Raw genomic sequence first — 18,179 nt, forward strand, 5'->3', positions numbered from 1 at the left:
GCTAGCGCCTATGGAGGCAGACTGCGAGTCATGCACGGCCTCTTGCGCGTTGCCCAATTGGCACGCACTATTCGGAGCAGCCGGTCAGGGCGAAAAATTCGGCGTCAGGGAACCGAATGGTACGCCGGATGCTCTCCACAGCTAGTGTCCGCTTTATGCGATCTCCGTGCTCGATCGGTTCTCGTGTCTTAAATCCGCGACTGTGCGCCGACAGCCGACGATCGGATAGTCGGGTGGCTAGTATGCGCCAAGGTCGCTGTTTTGTGCTTTCCGCCTGTCAATACCTGATCCGGAAAGACTTCCCCTCGGATATGCACAATGCAATTACCGATCAGTCGGATGACATGCTCATGCGCGGCGGGAGCGTTATCATCAATCCACTCAGGTAGGTCGTGGTCCAACATTCAATGGTGAGCATATATTGACGGCAGAGCTCGGCATATGACCTTGCACGTGGCAAACAATGTTGTTGGCCGTTACGCATGGCCGGATCTCTTTCGCCTGACGGTGGACGAAAGGTCAATGCCGCCATTTAGCGCCCGATATTGCTTCGTTTTCTGTATTAATACGAAACGAGCAGACGATCATTCTCTTTGAAGATCGCTGCATGGCATGAATGTTGGCTGTTTCAGCTCCAAAATGAAAAGCTAAGCTATTGTTCTCCTGTTGTTTTCGGTCAGAATCGGCAGATGTCGTATTTAGAGCGCCGGACGCGGAACGATCGCCTGTTAGACACACCCGGAGAAACGTCTGCCGATCCTATGCCGTCAGATAAGATATCTGCGTCGCGCGCCGGCGTTGTGCTGTTCTGGCTCGTCGTGATCGCTCTGGTTGTGGCACGCGCGTTCTATCGGAGCTAGCGGGGCGTTTTCATGCTCTGCCCCGTTTTTGCAAAAGCCGTTCAAATGCTATGGCGGCGGGCATTGTAATCTGGCCGATGGCCTTCAACTTCCACAACGTGCGTTCGATGTGTAGGCCTTTCATCGCAACGGCTTTCAGGCGGCCGAGAGCAATTTGATCCCGAGTCGCCGAACGCGACACGATGGAGACACCGAGCGTGGCCGCAACTGTATTCTTGATCGCTTCCGTGCTCCCGATCTCGAGTGTCCGCGCGGGTTCGATCCCATGCGCAGCCAACGCCTGTGTGACCACTTCTCGCGATCCTGAGCCGGGCTCACGGATCACTAGAATCTCATCGTTGATCAGCTTTGGATCGATCGGGCTCTCTATCGATGCAAATGGATGATCAGGACTGACGATCAACTCCATCACATCGATCTGCCATGGCTCCGATGCCAGAGTATCGTCATCAACCGGTCCCTCCACCAATGCAATCTCGATCTTATGCTCGATCATGAGTTCGGCGATGTCGCGGGTGTTGGCGCTGACCAGATGCAGGTCGATCCCAGGATGTGCCGCATGGAAGGCACCAAGAACATCGGGGATTAGGTAAGTCGCTATCGTCGTACTGGCACCGATCCGTAAGAGGCCGCTGTCCAGACCGCGCAGCGCGCGCAATTCTTCCTCCGCGGACCGTTCGGCAGCGAATAGTGTTTCTGCATGACGCATCAGCGCCCGTCCTTCGCGTGTCGGAGTGACGCCGCGGGGAGAGCGGTCAAGCAGCCGACATCCAAGCTGTAACTCAAAGTCGCGTACGCCTTTTGAGATCGATGGCTGACTGAGACGCAGGATCTCCGCCGCTTTCGAGAAGCTGCCCGACTGCGCGACAGCGGTGAACAGACGCAGAAGATGGAGATTGAGAGACATAGCTTCTTTCTATCGATCTAGTGAAAAAAGATATTATCGCAAGCGATCCGATTGCAGCATAAATTTCTCTCATCGTAAAAGAAGAAATCGCGATTAATGACCACCTCAGTCTCGCAAGAGAGAAAAACACTGCGGAACGAAATTCTCGGACTTTTCTGGGGTGTCGCCCTGTGCCTTCTAGTCACTCTGCTATCTATAGCGGCGCAGGAGCTTGAGATTGGGTTGCTTGGCGCACCGTATATCGAAGCTTTGGTCATCGCGATTCTTTTCGGAATGGCAATACGCGCGGTCTGGACGCCTGGACAGCGCTGGGCCTCGGGCATCTCATTCAGTGCCAAACAGCTTCTTGAGGTCGCCGTAGTGTTGCTAGGCGCATCACTCAATCTTGCGACAATTGCGGCGTCTGGGCCGCTGCTACTTCTGATCGTGATCGCGATCGTTGGGGTTTCGCTTGTATGCAGCTACGGCATCAGTCGCGTGCTTGGTTTGTCGCAGAAAATCTCGATCTTGATTGCATGCGGGAATTCGATCTGCGGAAACTCAGCCATCGCGGCGGCGGCGCCGGTAATCAATGCGAGCAGTGACGATGTTGGTGCGTCGATCTCGTTTACGGCCATCCTTGGCGTTCTCACTGTGCTCGGTCTGCCGCTGCTGGTCCCGCTGTTCGATCTGTCATCGAGGCAATACGGCGTTCTCGCAGGATTGACCGTCTACGCCGTGCCCCAGGTTCTCGCTGCTACGGTGCCTGTAAGTTTTGTGAGTGCGCAGGTCGGAACGCTGGTGAAACTCATTCGTGTTTTGATGCTAGGCCCGGTTCTCATCGGTTTGACGCTGGTCATGCGAATCAAAGCAGGCAGGTCATCGTCAATGGCTCCCGGAGGCAATAATCCGCTTACATGGGTGCCGTGGTTCATCCCGGCGTTTCTTGCCTTTGCGGCATTGCGCTCGCTTGGTTTGATTCCCGATTTTGCCATCGCGCCGATCGGCAAGGTAGCGGGCTTTCTGACGGTGGTTTCGATGGCGGCGCTCGGTCTCGGTGTCGACCTCACGTTGATCGGTCGGGCCGGTGTTCGCATCACAGCAGCGGTGCTGCTGTCGCTGACCTTGCTCTTAGCGGTCAGCTTACTTGCGATTCGCTTTTTCTGAGCCGTGGACATATGCGTCCTAACCTCCAAGATTGATCTGTTACGGATTGGCATAGAAAGAAGCCGGGAGCTTGTCAGGGCCCCGGGCAGTATGGGAGGAACGCCCGATGGCGTTTGCTGCCATTTGCGGCCAACGAAGGCCTGTCCGCTAGCGGCTCAGGGGTATCGAAGCTGGCAGTTATTTCATGGTCGGGATGACGAACTCCACACACTCCTTGACGCCCGATGGCCAGCGCGAGGTGACCGTCTTGGTCTTGGTGTAGAAGCGAATCGAACCAGACCATACTGGTTGAGGTCACCGACGGAGCGCTTCCAGCCGCCGAAGGCGTAGTGCGCCACCGGCACCGGGATAGGCACGTTGACGCCGACGATGGCGACATTGACGCTTGGCAGCGAAATCACGCGCAGCGTCGCCGTTGCGGGTGAAGATCGCAAACACCGTTGCCGTACTCATGCTCCGACGGCAGCGCGACCGCTTCGTTGAACGCCTTTGCACGGACGACAGAGAGCACCGAGCCGGCCTCGATCGAGATTGAGACGCGAACCTCATGGTCTCGTTGCCAATTCCTCCAACTGTAGAGATGGCGCAAAGGTTTCCTGTTGTCGATTGGTCACTACGTGATCGCGTTCTACGCCACGCTGATAGAGGCTGAGATCGTTCCGGAAGCGCAACTGGAGACCTCTGTGGCGACCCTGAGCCTATCTAATGCAATCAGTCGGTTCTGCTCCGTCGTCAATGAGTTCCGGAAGGTCGTCCTCGAGCAAAATTTTTCCATCCCGCGTGAGTACCTCAATCTGTTGAAAACCATGCTTGATCAACTTCTTCGCGGCGACGAGTGCACGGCGGGCAAGCGCAAGGTCGCCGTCAAGCCGGATCAAGCAACGCGTCCGGCAACTGACTTGCCGAAGCGGTGGGCGCAGCTTGCAGGATGTGGTGGATCAGTTGCGGCCCTATGTTCTGGGTGGAGCGCTTACTTCCGGCTGGCGCAAACGCCGAAGGTCCGGCGAGAGCTGGATCAATGGCTGCGGCACCGGTTGGGTCATCCAGCTCAAACATTGGAAACGCGGCACGACCATGTGCAAGGAACTGGTGGCGCAACAGCGGCATGCTCCTCAACGCCGTGCTGACCCTCGGAGCGGCTGGGATTGCCCCGTCTCTCATGACCTCAATTTCTCGAACCGCCCGGTGCGGACCCGCATGCCGGGTGGTGTAGCAGGGGAGCGACCCAAAAGGTCGCCCCCTATGCGGATCGAGATCAGCGGGCCGTCGGCATCGCGAATTCCGCACCGTTCTCGGTGCTTTCCGGCCAGCGCTGCATGATCGATTTCTGTCGCGTGTAGAAGCGCACGCCTTCGGTGCCGTAGGCATGCGTGTCGCCGAACAGGCTGCGTTTCCATCCGCCGAAACCATGCCAGGCCATCGGGACCGGGATCGGTACGTTGATTCCGACCATTCCGACCTTGATGCGACGCCCGAATTCGCGAGCGACATTGCCGTCGCGCGTATAGCATGACACGCCATTGCCGAATTCGTGATCGTTGACGAGTTGGATTGCCTCTGCGAAATCCTTGACCCGAATGCACGACAGAACTGGGCCGAAGATTTCTTCCTTGTAAATGCGCATGGTGCGCGTGACATTATCGAACAGGGTGCCGCCTGTGAAATAGCCGTTTTCGTGGCCTACGACCTTCAGGTTGCGACCATCGACGACGAGTGTTGCGCCTTCCTTGATGCCGAGGTCGATATAGCCTTCGATGCGTTCGAGCGCCTCACGAGTAATCACTGGGCCCATTTCGGCGTCGGGCTCCATGCCATTCTTGACCCTGAGAGCCTTGGCGCGCTTCGCGAGCAATGGCACGATCTTGTCGCCGACGTCGCCGACCAGCACCGCGACGCTGATTGCCATACAGCGTTCACCGGCGGATCCGTAGCCTGCGCCGATCAGCGCATCGACGACCTGGTTGAGGTCTGCGTCCGGCATGACTACCATATGGTTCTTCGCTCCGCCGAGTGCCTGAACACGCTTCCCATGCAGCGAACACTGCTGATGCACGTAGTGAGCAATCGGAGTCGAGCCGACGAAGGAGACTGCTGCGACGTCGGGGTGCTGGATCAAGGCATCGACCGCGTCCTTGCCGCCCTGGATAACGTTGAAGACGCCCTCAGGCAGTCCAGCCTGACGCAGCAGCTCTGCCATGAAGATTGAGGCGGAGGGATCGCGCTCGCTGGGCTTCAGGATGAAGGTATTGCCAGCGGCGATCGCGACCGGGAACATCCAGCACGGAACCATCACTGGAAAATTGAACGGTGTGATGCCGGCCACCACGCCGAGCGGCTGGCGCATGGTCCAGTTGTCGATTCCGGTGCTGACCTGGTCGGTGTGGTCGCCCTTCAGCAGATGAGGGATACCGCACGCGAATTCGATGATGTCGATGCCGCGTGAGACCTCGCCGCGGGCGTCTGAAAACACCTTGCCGTGCTCGGCCGTGATCATCGCAGCTAGCGTGTCGGTATGTTCATTCATCAGCTGCAGGAACTTGTTCAGCACGCGCGCGCGACGGATCGGCGGTGTGTCGGCCCACGCCGGAAACGCACGGTTGGCACTCTCGACAGCGGCCTGCACTTCAGCGGCGGTGGCGAGCGCGACCTGGCGGGACACCGCGCCGGTGGCGGGGTTGTAAACGGGCTGGCGCTTGCTGCCGGCTGCGGCGGTCTGCTTGCCGTGAATATAGTGGCGGACATCGTCTTTTGCGGTGAACGGCGCGGTTGTCATTCTCTGGCTCCTGAAAGCGTTTATCGCAGACAGCGTTAGGGCAGCTCGCATGCGGGAAACAGTCGTTCTGATTGGACTTACTGTTTAGAATATTGAACAATGAGGCTATGAAGACGAAGAAAGTTGACGGCCTGTGGTCGCATGTTCATTGGCTTGGCGTTCTCGCCGAGATGGGAAGTTTCACCGCGGCGGCGGAGCGCCTCGGGGTCAGCAAAGCAGCGGTCAGCCAGCGTATCAACGAACTGGAACATTCCGCCGGAGTGCCGCTGGTCCGTCGAACCACGCGCTCGGTGCGGCTAACGGAGGCGGGACAGTTTCTTGCCAGCGCAACGCGATCCTCCTTCGCTGACATTGAGCGTCATTTTGCCGAGGTGAAGGATCTCGCGGCCGAACCGAAGGGGTCGCTGCGCGTCACAGCTCCGGTGGCGCTGGGACGGCAGCAGATCGTTCCGTTGATCCCGGAGTTCATCCGGCTTCACCCCGGCGTGCGCGTCGAGCTTGAGCTCTCGGACCATTTGGTTTCATTGGCAAAGGAAGGCTTCGATCTCGCGATCCGTCATGTGGCCACAGTGCCGGATACGCATGTCGCGTGGCGCCTGTGTTCGACGGCGTCGATGCTCGTGGCTTCGCGAAGCTATCTGCGACGCCGAGGCTTTCCATTGGCCCCGGAAGATCTCGCATCCCACGATTGCATCCACTATCTGCGCGGAAGCACGACCCCGACCTGGGCGTTCGAGCGCCAGAAGGGCAAAGGCGGCCGTGTCAACGTCGAGATTTCTGGGCCGTTTGCCGCCAACAACAGCGAAGCGTTGCGCGAGGCGGCGCTCTGTGGTCTCGGCATCGCGCTGGTTCCCGACTTCAGTGCGGCGGATGAAATCGTAGCGGGACGGCTGACTTCGGTGCTGGACGATTGGCGTCCGGTCGGTGCCTTTGGTGATCAGCTGTTTGCGATCCGGCCCTATTCGTCCCACGTTCCGCTGTCCGTTCGGGCGTTTGTCGCATTCTTGCGCAAGAAGCTGAAGACAGGCTTCACCGTCGTTGCAGCCTCTCGCGGCTCCTAGACCTCATCGATGGAATATCATTCAACGTCTGATGACGTGGGTGACCCACCCCAAAGTCAGCCGAAGGTAATGACGTTTACAGCGATCACACTCTGGCAGCAGTTTCGCGAACAAGTGTAGATGTCGATAGCAATTTTATAGTAATTTCAACAAATAAGAGTTCGTAGTTTGTTTCGCGCTGCCAAACGAGGCGCATCATCGATTGTAACCGGCGCGAGATCGCGCGCAGTCAAAATACCCGGCGACCAGACGAAGGGCCTTCGCCAATCCTCTCCACATCCATATGAATTTCCCTGTTGTTCAACAGAAAATCCCTGTTCGTGGAAATTAATTTCCCTGCTTGTTGAAGTAGGGAATTGTCCGAAAGCCCCTGCGCCACGGCGGCTTCTTGCCTTTTGGTCATTCTGGGACACCTCGGAATCGCAAATTTCCCTGTAAAATTCCCTGTTAGTAGGGAAGTCGGCTGGAGACGGGTCCGATCATGACTGCGTCGCCAGCCAGCCAGTGCGGATATTGGAAAATACTACCGTTTCGAGATTGAAAAGCCCGCCAATGGCGGGGTTTTGAAGACGACTCCTGTCTCCGATCACGCAGCGGCGGGATTTCTGACGCGAAATTGCTCAAGAATCTCCAGCCAACTCCAAGAAAACTCCCGTTTTCTGAAGACCCGTGGCGGAGACTAAAGTTCGATCGCCACTGCGTGATGAACTTGGTGCTTTGAATTGTAAAACTTAACCTGCAGCGCGAGTCCGGGCGCTCATTTGATGACTGGATAGTTTTTGGTGGAAAGCTTATCAGTCGTGACGTCCAGTCGGCTGTTGAGTGTCTGCTTCAGATCCAAGGCGGACCGGCAGCGGTCCGACGCCTTTCCACCTTCGTATGCAGCATGGAAATTCGGCAAGTTGCCCGCGCAAAAAAGCTTGTCCAACTGATGGCAAGCTTCGTGTTGCGATCTCGCATCGCCGCGTGTTCGCGATATCGCGTTGTGAGCTCTCCAAAATGGCTGACGAGCTAGATGCACGAAGCCGGAGGTTCGGTGCTGCTTCCGGCGAAGAGGCTGTGCTAGGGCTCCAACATATTCTTCGCAAGCTGCGCGAACCAATCACGCACTGTAGCGGGGCGCGAATTTTCGGTCAGAAGCGCATCGGCAAATACGCCCTGCGCAACATGAACTCCCAACTGTCGGTAGGCTTCGAACTGTTCTTCATCGTAGAACTGGTTCAACGTCGACTGATGTGGGAAATCAGGATTCATATGCCGGTACCGCTTGAGAAGCTCTGCCTCATCGCCGGTCAATGAGAGCTTGAGGTAAAGCAACAGGCCTGTGCCAGCTAGCCGGCCATCGACAGTCGTCGGGTATTTAATACGGAATAGTTGGGCGTGAGCTTTACTCGTTCGCGAAGTAGGGTCGGGACGGATTTCGTCCAGGCGTGGTTCGATCTGGATGCCGAGGTCAATTTGTGCCTGCCTGATCAAGGTCAGTTGACCAGGAAACGTGCTGTCAGGGTCAGCCTCGCCATCGACGCACACGACGAATTTGCATCGTCTGCGTAGCAGTTCGTAAAGCCCCATATTCTCGATGTGGCCGCCATCAGAGAGGTTCAGCCAACTTGCGGCTTCAGTCATGCTTGCTCCTGTCATTTCTCGAAGAATGCAGGAGAATCCGGGTGATATGAATCGCTTGGGATGCTTCGGATTCACGATCCAATATCCAAGCCTTATGTTCAATAAAGTCATAAGGGCGGATAGGCTTGGTACAGAACCCAACCCCATTTGAGGAGATGCGGCAGCACCCGAGATGGCCACTGCAGTTGCAAGGTCTAATGAGCGACCGTTTGTCTTCCAAGACGCAGTCGGCGAATAACCTACAGCCCGCGACCCAGTCCAGTGCTTGGAGAACAGGAAGAAGTCACCTTTTCGATCTCGCAATACCGGGCTTTTACTCGCAGGCAGGTTCACGGTCGCGTTGATCAGATGGTAAGGTCCGAGGCTTTTCAGATCGACCTGTGCCAGCTCGACATTAGGAGTGTCGGCCGGCCAGATAAAGGTCCGCGCAAGCTGATCACGATACAACTTGTGGGGTCCTGTGAGGTTGATATTCAGAAGAAAAACGGCGATTGCGCCTGTTGTCAGGAAGATGCCCAAAAGAGCGATGTCACCGCTTACGTAGTGTAGAAGATTCCACCACGACGAAGTCGGGTGTAACTCGCTGCGCCCGAGGTCGCGGAGTAAATAAAATACGAGAACTGCCGAGAGAGGCACCAAGAAGCCGGCGGGATAGAGCGAGAATTCGAAGAGCAACTTCCGACTTCGTTCACTTGAAGTTATCCTCAAGAAGCGCGCGAGCACGGGCGCGACTATCGCCGCGATGGAAAGCGATGCAAAGATCGTTAGTGCATAAGGTGAATGGAACTGGCTGTAGCCCCATTCGAGCAAGGCCATAGCGAGGCAAAAAAGCGTTGCTAGTACGCATCCAGCGACAAGAACTGGCGTCGATCCTGCTAACGAGAGCCGCAACGTGATGCCGTGCAGCACGATTGAGGCAAGCGTGGCCAGAATGAAGACCACGCCACCGGAAATCCAGAAATGCGCGTCCATAGCGATATAAGACGCAAAGAAGGCTAGAGCGGAAAGGACTGCTAGCGGCGCGCTCCAGTTCAAGATTAAGCCGGATAGTGTACCAGAGATCATCATCCAGCGTTGCTTGAGATTGACTGCGTTGAGATATTTAGCGTTCTGCCTGAGATGCTGGACGGGTCCACTATCGGGACCTGACGGGCATGCGATTTGTTCGAAGGTCTCACCGCTACCGACTAGCGATGAAATGAAGCCACCGACGAATCCGCCACCCGACACGGTTGAAAGATAATCGATGTCTTTCATCAGACCTCGTTCAGCGAGAACCTGCATGACGCCCAAACAGAAAGTGGCGGATCGAATGCCGCCTCCTGACAACGATAAACCATTTGCATCAAAGCCGGGCTGTGTGGCGACGCCTTGCAATTTGCGTCTTGCATTGATTTCCTTAGTTTCGCTGGAATTGATTGCTTTCCAGCTGGCGTCCGTCTCATCAATCCCAAATGGCAGGGGCGACAGGCAATCCGCCAATTCGTCCTCTTTGACAACAGGGGGCGATGAGACGTCGGGCTGAGAATTTCCGTAAGCCAGTTTCTGAAGCTCTTCAGCGAAGGACGCCAGACGTGGTTGCAGTGCCGCAAGGTCTGTGCGGAAATCGTTGGCACCATCGCGCGAGTCCAGGACCCCCGCCTTGTATGCGCGATGCCACTTCGCGGTAATGGGTCGCAAATCTACATTCAGCATGGTGGTCGTGATGCGCGCAAAGTGTGCGCAACCCGGATTGTCTTTCATCGCCTTTCGAGCGAATTGAAATATCTCGACAAGACTTTCTAATGCGCGCGTTTCGACGCCGTATTGATAGGGCAAGGGTTGAGTCGCAATTCGCGTACGCATTTCGCAAAGTAACTCGTGCGCAGCGCGCCCGTCGGGGCCCGGTCCAGCCGAGTTGCCGGGAGTGCTGGGCGTAGCAAGCTCAGACATGGAGTGCACCTTGGAGCTGGACCGGGCGACGCAATTTCCAATTGAGAGTTGGAATAGCGCATATTAAGGGTTGAAAATTGTGAGCGGAAGTTGTCCTCTGCCGCGCTTTTCCCCTCGACTCAATGTTCTACCTATGTTCTTGTTTTGAGCAGCGGGGCGACTCTTAGTTACTGAGGACGCGGTTTGAGGGAATTAAGTATCATCGCAACCGTATGTTTTCATTAGATGATTCTTGGGATCCGCTCAATGTGTCGCAGTCCAGCGGACGCGTCGGAAAGAATGGGCAAGCGAACTAAAAATTTGGCATCAACAACGGCTCCTACAGTTTTTGCGAGAGCAAATGTCTAAACTGAAGAACGTCTTCATCAGCCATCACCACGCTGACGATGAGCATGTCACAGGGCTAACGGACATGCTCAAGCGTAGTGGCTTGGAAGTGCGAAACTCATCGATCCGTGCCAAGCCCGCAAATCAGGACCGGTTGAAAAACGGCCTGATCAAGGACGCCGTGCTTAAGCGCCTTCTGCGCATGAAGATGTCCTGGGCCTCCACAGTGGTAGTGCTCGTCGGCAAAGAGACCCACCAACGGCCTTGGGTTGACTGGGAGATCAAGCAAGCCAACCAACTCGGGAAGCGCATTGTGGGCGTGTATGTAAGAGGCGGGACGGAAGTCGACGTGCCGGCGGCCTTAAACGATTACGGAACCGCTCTCGTTAATTGGAATTCTGACAGCATTATCGACGCGATCGAGGGCAAGGGTCGTCCTTTCGAAAAACCGGACAGCCGCGACCAGCGAGAGCCGGTTTATGCCAGTCCTACGTCGAGTTGTTAACCGGTCGTGGCAACCGTCTACATATACGTCGTGCGGTACGACTTCGGGTTTGCCCCGAATCCGTTCGACGGGGTTTGCACCCTCGCGTGCTGCATGCCCGTCATCCGGCGAAAAGCCAAGATCGGTGATTGGATCATTGGCATGGGAGGAAGCGAACTGAAGGCTACGGGGCGATGTATCTATGGAATGAAAGTAACGCGTGATCTGGATTTTGATCAGTATTGGAATGCGGCGGAGTTTTTCGGCAAACGCCCGGTCCGCCATGGCACCCGACGAACTATGGTAGGTGACAACGTTTATCGGCGGGACCCGCAAACGAAGAAGTGGTTGCAGGAAAATTGCGTTCACAGTCAGCCCAGTGGCGAGCAAGACATGCCGAACACCAACCATGATACCCAGACTGATCGCGTCCTGATATCGGATGAATTTTATTATTTTGGCAGTAACGCATCCCTCGTCCCGTCAAAGCTTCTTCGTAAGATCGGTTACAAGAATGGACGGGGACATCGGGTTTTTTCGCAGGGCGATTGCGAAGCTTTGCTCACTTGGATCAAAGCCGAAGCCAAAGAAAGTAATCGCGTACTTGCTGATCCCTTTCAATTCCGAATGAGCGATAAGCGATTCTCAAAGACGCGCAATAGACTTATTTCATAAAAAACGCCCGAGAGCGTTGGATTGGGAGGGGATGAATGAGAGCGTTCGATACCCAGCATCGTTGACCCAGATGCCAAATTACCGAAATATCAGCTTCGCAACGGTTGATAGCGTCGCCGATGTGCTTACGAGTGGTGTCGAGGTTCGTGTTCGCGGAAAACTGACACGCGAGCTCCTCGGGCGGGTAACCTCTCTTGAGCGGCCATACGAGCGTTATCTCTTTGTGCCGAAGCGACATAGTGACGTGTTCGCTCAATTCGCCGAAACAATGTGGATGCTGGCGGGTCGGGATGACATCGCTTGGTTGACGAGATATCTGCCGCGGGCGCCTGAGTTTTCTGACGATGGTACGACTTGGCACGGTGCCTACGGGCCACGCCTGCGCCGCTGGTGTGGATCGATCGACCAACTGGACGAGGCGCGTCAGCTGCTCACGAAGGATTTGGCGTCGCGCCGCGCTGTGATGATGGTCTTTGATCCGGCTCGCGATTATGTCGATTCAAAAGACATTCCCTGCAACAACTGGCTCAGCTGGATTGCTCGAAACGGTAAGCTCCACCTGAACGTTGCAGTTCGCAGCAATGACGCGATGTGGGGGTTCTCGGGCGTAAATGCCTTCGAGTGGAGCGTCCTGCAAGAGCTGATGTCCTTTTGGTTGGGCCTTGAAAATGGACCTGCCACTTATTTTGCAACGTCCTTTCATCTTTACGACATTCATTTTGATCGCGTGCGCCAGATGAACAACTCGTTCCACGGGCTCACGCCGTATGACTTCGGCATAGGTCGCGCGCCTTTTCGTACTTTATGGGACGAGTTCGAGTGTAAGCTGAAGAAATGGTTCATCGTTGAGGAAAAAATTCGAGCCGAACCGAACGTTCCACTATTCCAGCACGGCCGTGTCGATGACCCGTTTCTGGATAGCGGCCTCGCGCTTATCCATGTGTTCTGGGCCCATCGGCAATGGGGTGCAGAGCGTCTCGTCAAAGAACTCGGCCAATTGCCAGCGGAAGACTACGTCGTAGCAATATACGATCAACTGCGCCGCCTTTATCCCGCACTTACCGATAACATCGCGCAGCCTGAGATCAGGCGCTTTTTCGAGGCTTGCCGCGGGATCTCGGTGAATGCGTCTGATGATTTCAAGCTTGCCATCAAGCGGCTGCATGCAGAGAAGGACAGAGCTTACGGTGGCGCCTGGAAACGGCGTGGAGAACTCGTGAGCATTTTGCCTAATATCGCGCGCAAGGCGGACAGATTGGAAAACTTGGTCCAAACGGGTGCCACAATGCGGGGCGAATCGCTGCTCGACACGGTCATCGACTTATATGTTTACGTTGAGAAGTACCGACTTTTCTTGGCCGAACACCTGGAAGATAACGATCTGTTACCCAACGATGCCCGCAAACCGTATAGTGACCATGACGCCAACTTCGATACCCTTGTTGATCGGCTTGATCTGCAGATGCCAACTCAAAGTACCAAAGAGTTGATTAGCGATGTTGTGACTCGCTTCGACGCATGTTGGCGCAATGCCGAGACTAGGGGTGACACCGCCGAACAATTCGAACTAGCGACGAAGCTGGCGGAAGCTGCGGGAGCGCTGATTGCACGGGTCGTTGCTGACGATACCGTAGCTTTGGCGCGATTCGTTCGCTCTGAGGTGCAGCATGCAGGACGATGATTTAGCCAAGCTCAAACTGAGGCTGCGCGAGGAAATCGTTGCCCGTTCGGCGCCTGTAAAGGTGGCGATCGTGGGGTGGACGCCAACGGCGATAGAGCTGGCGTCTCATTTTGCGCTCATGTCTGGCAATGCGTTACTCAGCGGCATTTACGCGGACGGGGCGGGGGAAGGTGCCGGTGTGCAGTCTCTCGATAGGCTCGAAGTCGACCGCCCGGACATCGTTGTGATTGCCGAGGATGATGACAAAGAAAAGCTTCTGGAGGGCGTTGCCAAGTATCTGCCCGCGGCGACCAAGCTCCTCGTCGGCGGCTTCGGTCACTTCAATTTTCGAGACGAGGTTTTCGACCGAATTCGGCAGGAGTCATTTATTCCGTCGTTTGCGAACGGCTACGCAAACTCACTTGTTCATATCTATCAATGCCTGCGGAATGCTCATCGCCTAGGTCTCCAAGGCGTCGTGGCCGAATTCGGCATGTTCAAAGGCGGAACAACCATGCTCATCTCGCGGTTCATCGAAGAAATGGGCGCGAACTGGAAGGTCTTCGGTTTCGATACTTTCGGCGGGTTTCCGCCGAAGCGAAGCGCCTTGGATATGTATGCTCATCCAGACTGTGTGTTCCGCAACTCGGCGTTGGTGAAATCAGTGTTTGCCGGACGAAATGTGGAGATTATCGAGGGCGATATCGTTGCTACTGTTGGCTGCCTTCGTGATCAGGATTTGGTTGTGTCTTTCGTGGATACTGACAATTTCACCTCCGCCAGCGCGATCATAGATGTTATAAAGGACCGAACCATTCGGGGTGGCGCGATCGTTTTTGACCATTGGACTGGTTCCAGCAGACACCTCGACACAATTGGTGAAAGAATAGCCGCCAAAACGCTGGCATCGGATGATAGGTATTTTAACCTGCACGGGACAGGTGTATTTTTGAGAGTGCAATGACGTTGTCGCCCTACGGTTTTGTCCGCCGTTCTGCACCCGAGCCGCGCGCGGGTGTTTACGAGCTATACTGGACTTTCGCCTCTCGCCGCCAAGCGGCATTTGAGGCCCGCTTGGCAGGGCGGCAGTGGCCTTGGTCGGAGGACCGTATCCTACAGACCTATAAGTTTTGTAATGTTTTCCGCGCGGCGGATCGCGTGTCACAATACATGATACGTGATGTAGCTTATAAAGAGGATCGGCAAGTCACGGCGAGTGACCGGCTGTTCCAAATTGTGGCGTTCCGGACTTTCAGCCGGATAGGGACTTGGGAGGCACTTGCGCAGTATTTGGGCGGAGCGCCGTGCCTCAGGCATCTTAGGAGCGGAGAGTTCGAGAGGGCTCTCGATCAAGCAAAACTAACGCACGGCGGGCTTTACACGGGCGCATTTATTCTTTGCGCGAACAAGGCATTTGGCTTTGATGAAAAGCATCGCAACCATGTTGCTCTTTTTAAGCATATGTTTCTGGTGGATGCCTGTGCCGAAAAGTTACTGAATGCGTCGTCGCTGAAGATGGTCGTCCAAACGTTGCAAGCTTACCCGCTAATAGGGCCTTTCATGGCCTACCAAATTGCCATTGATCTCAACTATTCAGACTTAGTGTCGTTCGATGAGGACGATTATACGCAAGCTGGTCCCGGCGCCCTGCGGGGCCTAAAGAAAGCATTCATTTCATTAGGAGATTTCTCGCCGGCGGATGCGATATTGTGGATGGCTAATCGGCAGGATGAAGAATTTCGGCGCTTCGAGTTACCATTCAGCGGACTGTTCGGACGCAAACTACATGCGATCGATTGCCAAGGACTTTTTTGTGAACTTGACAAGTACTGCCGCGAGGCCTTGCCAGAATTAACCAGTGCCCGTAGTCGTATCAAGGCGAAGTACGCTGCGACCGCTAATGACATTTCACTCTTCTTTCCTCCCAAGTGGAATCTTCCGAACAATCGGGTGATGAAAGCGGCACACGCTGTGACGGATCGGCACGCTAGTGTTCGTGAACATGTCATATCCGGCTCACGAACTGCCAAACACAGGGCTCTGGCTATTAGAGACTTGTTTAGCTGAGAAGTTTCCGCGGTCCTCTCTTGAATGCCGCCGAAACATCAACCGTGGTCTTGGGAGTCGGAGCTTCCACTTGAGCGTACCCTCCTTCTCCGCACAAAGTGGCGCGCTATAATGTCTCTAATACACATATTTGTATCCTGATCTCCGAAGCCGGAGTCATTCCCGGTACCCTCGAGCAATAGAATTATCCGTTTCGACAAATGCATCAGACCGATCCATTTTTTCGATGTTGCACAAGAATCACGCGAATTCAGAATAAGTATGGTTTGGGGTGCCGAAAATTTGCAGAAGGGAATATTTCATGTCCCGCTCAGGTACGCCGATTTTTGTGTTAGCCAAAACGTAAACGGCAGTGAAGTTGCAAGGCCCATCGCGACACCCGCAGGCACGCGTGCTCTGATGAGGTCATCCGATAATCGAACCACGAGCGTGTGCCGGGAATCTTTTTCAACGGTTGGATAAAGCCCAATGAATTCTCTGCCCCGATATTGTTCTGAGGGATCATTGAGGATGGGAAAAATGGCTATCCGGCCGCTCGTTCCGTCGAACCAGCCCAATTCCCAAGACATCCAAGTGGATTGAGATGAGTTTGGCGTATCCAGGAAAACAAAACTCGTGCTCTTCGACATCGCGTCGCGTATGGCGCGAGCATGGCGGGGGGTCACGTGAGATCGATCGGCGTCTGAAGCGATCCAGTCGCAGAAAACGGCGAGACCTAGATCTTCGTTCAGAATGCTATAGACCCCATACACCAGATCGAGATCTCTGACTGTCTGCGAAAGAAATACATCATATCGCGGTTCTTCTTTTTTGGCTTCTCTGTTGAAAGCTTCGGGTACACTCAAGCCGATGCGGCTTGCGCGATTTTGCGCGCGCACCCTTACAGAAGGGGCTGTGAAGAACGTCACGCTGACAGCCCAAGCTGGTAACGGGGCTTTGATCGGCTGTTTGGCTGAGTATCTGACTTTTGCAGTCTCGGCCCTGTCGATTCAGATGCAGCACACCACACCTTTCGCTCGACGGCATCATCTTTATTTGCATACATAGCGCCGCACAAAGCGATAGATAGTGCTGCGACGATACAAAGAAAGCCATTTCGGATCAACATGAAGGCGACTTCGTTTCGCGCGACCCGAACGAGGTTGACTCTTTCCTGACATGCTAAGGCGTGCGCGATAACGATTGGTTTCATCGAAGGACTTGCGTTCTTGCTGTCGAGCGTAAATCTCATCCCGGTTCCAAACATTGTAAGTGTCCGCGCTGCCGCGAGTCCCAGCAATCCTCCTGCAGTTATGTAAAAGATTGAGGGAATGGTGAACACCACCACCGCAATTTTCCATTCTGTTCCGGGGAGCATTTGCGCAACTGCGGCCGTCGCTGCGGAAGCAATTGTGAGTGCAGTCGCTATGGAGGCTGCGTGCCTGAAGGTTTTTTCGTCTAGGGTTACTCCGCGTTTTTGCTCGGATATGAGGCCGTCCTCGAGGTCCGTCGGTGCGGCGCTGGCGTATATACGGACTGCGATTAGGATAGGCCCATCCGGCATGCTGCCTATCGAAAATTCCGCGACTTCACCTAGGACCTTCGAACGCAGCCGCAGGTATGTGATGAATGGGAAAAGTTCTTCGAAAATACGCTTTGCTAACGCAGTCACTATTTGATTTCCTTCGCGCCCAGCCATGCCGCAATCGCAGCCCCCGCAGTTGCTTCTGCTCCTGGAAGCCAAGCCCATTCACCGGTTGGATTGATTTCGATGAAAATGATCTTACCGTCCGAATCGATCAAGTCGATTGCCCCGAACGAAAGCTTAAGCTCCGAACAAAGCTCTATGCAGCGTTCTTCAACATTCGGGGCCAAGACCATCGGCTCGTACCGGATCTCCTCACGCTTGTGGAGACGCCAATCACCCAATGCTGCTTCACCGTTTACGAGTATCTTGTATGCGAATACGGAGGTTCCGACGACGGTAACACGAATGTCCGTTTTTGGCGTAATAGGTTGCTGAGCGATGAGTGGCGCCTGATGAAGGTTTAAATCTGAAAGTCTCTCGGACGGAATAATGTTGGTGTATGTGAACAACACATCGGCGTCTTCGCGAAGATAGACCGTATCGATAGATTTAATGGCAACTTGCGTGGGAAAGCGCCTTTGGATCTCCTCCACGTCATTCCCAACAACTGTTTCCGGAATCGCGAACCCGCATTTTGCCGCCACCAGCAACTGATAAGGTTTCACTTCGGCCTTATATATGTCTCCCGGGTGGTTCATCCAACGCGCGTCTTCAAAGATCATCATGCTACGAAGAAACGCACTCCATTGCGATCGAGCAAGTTGATCTCCGAGAGATAACTTGCCTCCCGCTGTGTTACGCAGGAAAATTGGGCTTCGGTACCAAACTGATTCAAGGTCAGGCCCCAAGGATGATGCGATTCCCAGCCCCCGGATATTCATCGTGCGGGTCGCCGGATCGAGGCTCAGGCGCAGGTCCGCTAGCTGCTCCCTGTTAAGACGCAGATAGGTAATATTGTTCTCGCGGAGGCGATGCAGGACAAGATCGACGGCGAAATCGTAAATGCTCGAAAGGATGAGGACGCGGGTTGTCACTCTCCTTTCATGTCCTCGCCGGTTTCTATGTCGTTCTTCTTTGTTGACATGGGTGTAAGG

15 protein-coding genes and 2 pseudogenes are annotated in these 18,179 nt (G+C 55.0%); 9 read left to right on the forward strand and 8 right to left on the reverse strand.

What is annotated here, in order from left to right:
• Positions 1-870: 870 nt before the first annotated feature.
• Complete coding sequence (locus I554_RS0123705; protein WP_024577371.1) at positions 871-1,767, reverse strand: LysR substrate-binding domain-containing protein; 897 nt, start codon at positions 1,765-1,767, stop codon at positions 871-873.
• Between the two features lie 96 nt (positions 1,768-1,863).
• Here I554_RS0123705 and I554_RS0123710 point away from each other — a divergent pair, with 96 nt between their 5' ends.
• Positions 1,864-2,913: a putative sulfate exporter family transporter gene (locus tag I554_RS0123710; protein ID WP_024577370.1), complete on the forward strand. Its 1,050-nt coding sequence runs from the start codon at positions 1,864-1,866 to the stop codon at positions 2,911-2,913.
• A gap of 177 nt (positions 2,914-3,090) precedes the next feature.
• Here I554_RS0123710 and I554_RS27505 read toward each other — a convergent pair.
• Positions 3,091-3,424, reverse strand: a pseudogene (locus tag I554_RS27505) (aldehyde dehydrogenase family protein); the annotation flags it as partial.
• Between the two features lie 82 nt (positions 3,425-3,506).
• Here I554_RS27505 and I554_RS27045 point away from each other — a divergent pair.
• Together I554_RS27045 and I554_RS26630 are read left to right on the forward strand one after the other, a co-directional pair.
• Positions 3,507-3,590 (forward strand): annotated as a pseudogene (locus tag I554_RS27045) (transketolase); the annotation flags it as partial.
• 129 nt (positions 3,591-3,719) lie between these two features.
• On the forward strand, positions 3,720-4,040 hold the full coding sequence (locus tag I554_RS26630) for a group II intron maturase-specific domain-containing protein (RefSeq protein WP_244432847.1): 321 nt from the start codon (positions 3,720-3,722) through the stop codon (positions 4,038-4,040).
• A 128-nt stretch (positions 4,041-4,168) separates the two neighbouring features.
• Here the strand turns inward: I554_RS26630 and I554_RS0123725 are convergent, their stop codons facing one another.
• Positions 4,169-5,686, reverse strand: a complete 1,518-nt coding sequence (locus I554_RS0123725) for a CoA-acylating methylmalonate-semialdehyde dehydrogenase (RefSeq protein ID WP_024577367.1) — start codon at positions 5,684-5,686, stop codon at positions 4,169-4,171.
• Between the two features lie 107 nt (positions 5,687-5,793).
• On the opposite strand from I554_RS0123725, the gene I554_RS0123730 reads away from it, so the two are divergent.
• The gene (locus I554_RS0123730; RefSeq protein WP_024577366.1) at positions 5,794-6,747 is read left to right on the forward strand and encodes a LysR family transcriptional regulator; all 954 of its coding nucleotides are present in this window, start codon (positions 5,794-5,796) and stop codon (positions 6,745-6,747) included.
• A gap of 229 nt (positions 6,748-6,976) precedes the next feature.
• On the opposite strand, the gene I554_RS27425 is transcribed toward I554_RS0123730, so the two are convergent.
• Both I554_RS27425 and I554_RS0123745 read right to left on the reverse strand, forming a co-directional pair.
• The gene (locus I554_RS27425; RefSeq protein ID WP_155848264.1) at positions 6,977-7,150 is read right to left on the reverse strand and encodes a hypothetical protein; all 174 of its coding nucleotides are present in this window, start codon (positions 7,148-7,150) and stop codon (positions 6,977-6,979) included.
• Between the two features lie 659 nt (positions 7,151-7,809).
• Positions 7,810-10,305 carry a membrane protein gene (locus I554_RS0123745; RefSeq protein WP_024577365.1) on the reverse strand — a complete coding sequence of 832 codons (2,496 nt, stop codon included), beginning with the start codon at positions 10,303-10,305 and terminating at the stop codon, positions 7,810-7,812.
• Positions 10,306-10,645: 340 nt separating this feature from the next.
• On the opposite strand from I554_RS0123745, the gene I554_RS25830 reads away from it, so the two are divergent.
• The 5 genes from I554_RS25830 to I554_RS0123770 all read left to right on the forward strand — a co-directional run bounded on the left by I554_RS25830 (position 10,646) and on the right by I554_RS0123770 (position 15,518).
• Entirely contained in the window at positions 10,646-11,137 is a 492-nt protein-coding gene (locus tag I554_RS25830; RefSeq protein ID WP_024577364.1) for a TIR domain-containing protein, read from the forward strand.
• A gap of 6 nt (positions 11,138-11,143) precedes the next feature.
• Entirely contained in the window at positions 11,144-11,791 is a 648-nt protein-coding gene (locus I554_RS0123755; protein ID WP_024577363.1) for a hypothetical protein, read from the forward strand.
• A 70-nt stretch (positions 11,792-11,861) separates the two neighbouring features.
• A complete protein-coding gene (locus tag I554_RS26085; protein ID WP_024577362.1) occupies positions 11,862-13,472 on the forward strand; it encodes a thymidylate synthase in 1,611 nt (536 codons plus the stop codon).
• Positions 13,459-14,415, forward strand: coding sequence for a TylF/MycF/NovP-related O-methyltransferase (locus tag I554_RS0123765; protein WP_024577361.1), 957 nt, complete (start codon positions 13,459-13,461; stop codon positions 14,413-14,415). Before I554_RS26085 ends, I554_RS0123765 begins: the two co-directional genes overlap by 14 nt.
• A complete protein-coding gene (locus tag I554_RS0123770) occupies positions 14,412-15,518 on the forward strand; it encodes a nucleotide kinase domain-containing protein (RefSeq protein ID WP_024577360.1) in 1,107 nt (368 codons plus the stop codon). Before I554_RS0123765 ends, I554_RS0123770 begins: the two co-directional genes overlap by 4 nt.
• Positions 15,519-15,817: 299 nt before the next feature.
• Here I554_RS0123770 and I554_RS27050 read toward each other — a convergent pair whose 3' ends face one another.
• From I554_RS27050 to I554_RS0123780, 3 genes are read right to left on the reverse strand one after another with little or no spacing between them, the layout of a single operon-like run.
• The gene (locus I554_RS27050; RefSeq protein WP_152527722.1) at positions 15,818-16,426 is read right to left on the reverse strand and encodes a hypothetical protein; all 609 of its coding nucleotides are present in this window, start codon (positions 16,424-16,426) and stop codon (positions 15,818-15,820) included.
• Positions 16,423-17,169 carry a hypothetical protein gene (locus I554_RS0123775; RefSeq protein WP_024577359.1) on the reverse strand — a complete coding sequence of 249 codons (747 nt, stop codon included), beginning with the start codon at positions 17,167-17,169 and terminating at the stop codon, positions 16,423-16,425. The genes I554_RS27050 and I554_RS0123775 overlap by 4 nt, the downstream gene beginning before the upstream one ends.
• Positions 17,169-18,119, reverse strand: coding sequence for a hypothetical protein (locus tag I554_RS0123780; protein ID WP_024577358.1), 951 nt, complete (start codon positions 18,117-18,119; stop codon positions 17,169-17,171). The genes I554_RS0123775 and I554_RS0123780 overlap by 1 nt, the downstream gene beginning before the upstream one ends.
• Between the last annotated feature and the right edge of the window lie 60 nt (positions 18,120-18,179).

It is taken from the genome of Afipia sp. OHSU_II-C1 (assembly GCF_000497575.1).
GTDB lineage: Bacteria > Pseudomonadota > Alphaproteobacteria > Rhizobiales > Xanthobacteraceae > Afipia.

Excerpts from the sequence above, each read along its gene's own strand:
- I554_RS0123705 (WP_024577371.1), bottom strand. The coding sequence starts at position 1,767 with ATGTCTCTCAATCTCCATCTTCTGCGTCTGTTCACCGCTGTCGCGCAG.
- I554_RS0123710 (WP_024577370.1), top strand. The coding sequence starts at position 1,864 with ATGACCACCTCAGTCTCGCAAGAGAGAAAAACACTGCGGAACGAAATT.
- I554_RS26630 (WP_244432847.1), top strand. The coding sequence starts at position 3,720 with ATGCTTGATCAACTTCTTCGCGGCGACGAGTGCACGGCGGGCAAGCGC.
- I554_RS0123725 (WP_024577367.1), bottom strand. The coding sequence starts at position 5,686 with ATGACAACCGCGCCGTTCACCGCAAAAGACGATGTCCGCCACTATATT.
- I554_RS0123730 (WP_024577366.1), top strand. The coding sequence starts at position 5,794 with ATGAAGACGAAGAAAGTTGACGGCCTGTGGTCGCATGTTCATTGGCTT.
- I554_RS27425 (WP_155848264.1), bottom strand. The coding sequence starts at position 7,150 with ATGACCAAAAGGCAAGAAGCCGCCGTGGCGCAGGGGCTTTCGGACAAT.
- I554_RS0123745 (WP_024577365.1), bottom strand. The coding sequence starts at position 10,305 with ATGTCTGAGCTTGCTACGCCCAGCACTCCCGGCAACTCGGCTGGACCG.
- I554_RS25830 (WP_024577364.1), top strand. The coding sequence starts at position 10,646 with ATGTCTAAACTGAAGAACGTCTTCATCAGCCATCACCACGCTGACGAT.
- I554_RS26085 (WP_024577362.1), top strand. The coding sequence starts at position 11,862 with ATGCCAAATTACCGAAATATCAGCTTCGCAACGGTTGATAGCGTCGCC.
- I554_RS0123765 (WP_024577361.1), top strand. The coding sequence starts at position 13,459 with ATGCAGGACGATGATTTAGCCAAGCTCAAACTGAGGCTGCGCGAGGAA.
- I554_RS0123770 (WP_024577360.1), top strand. The coding sequence starts at position 14,412 with ATGACGTTGTCGCCCTACGGTTTTGTCCGCCGTTCTGCACCCGAGCCG.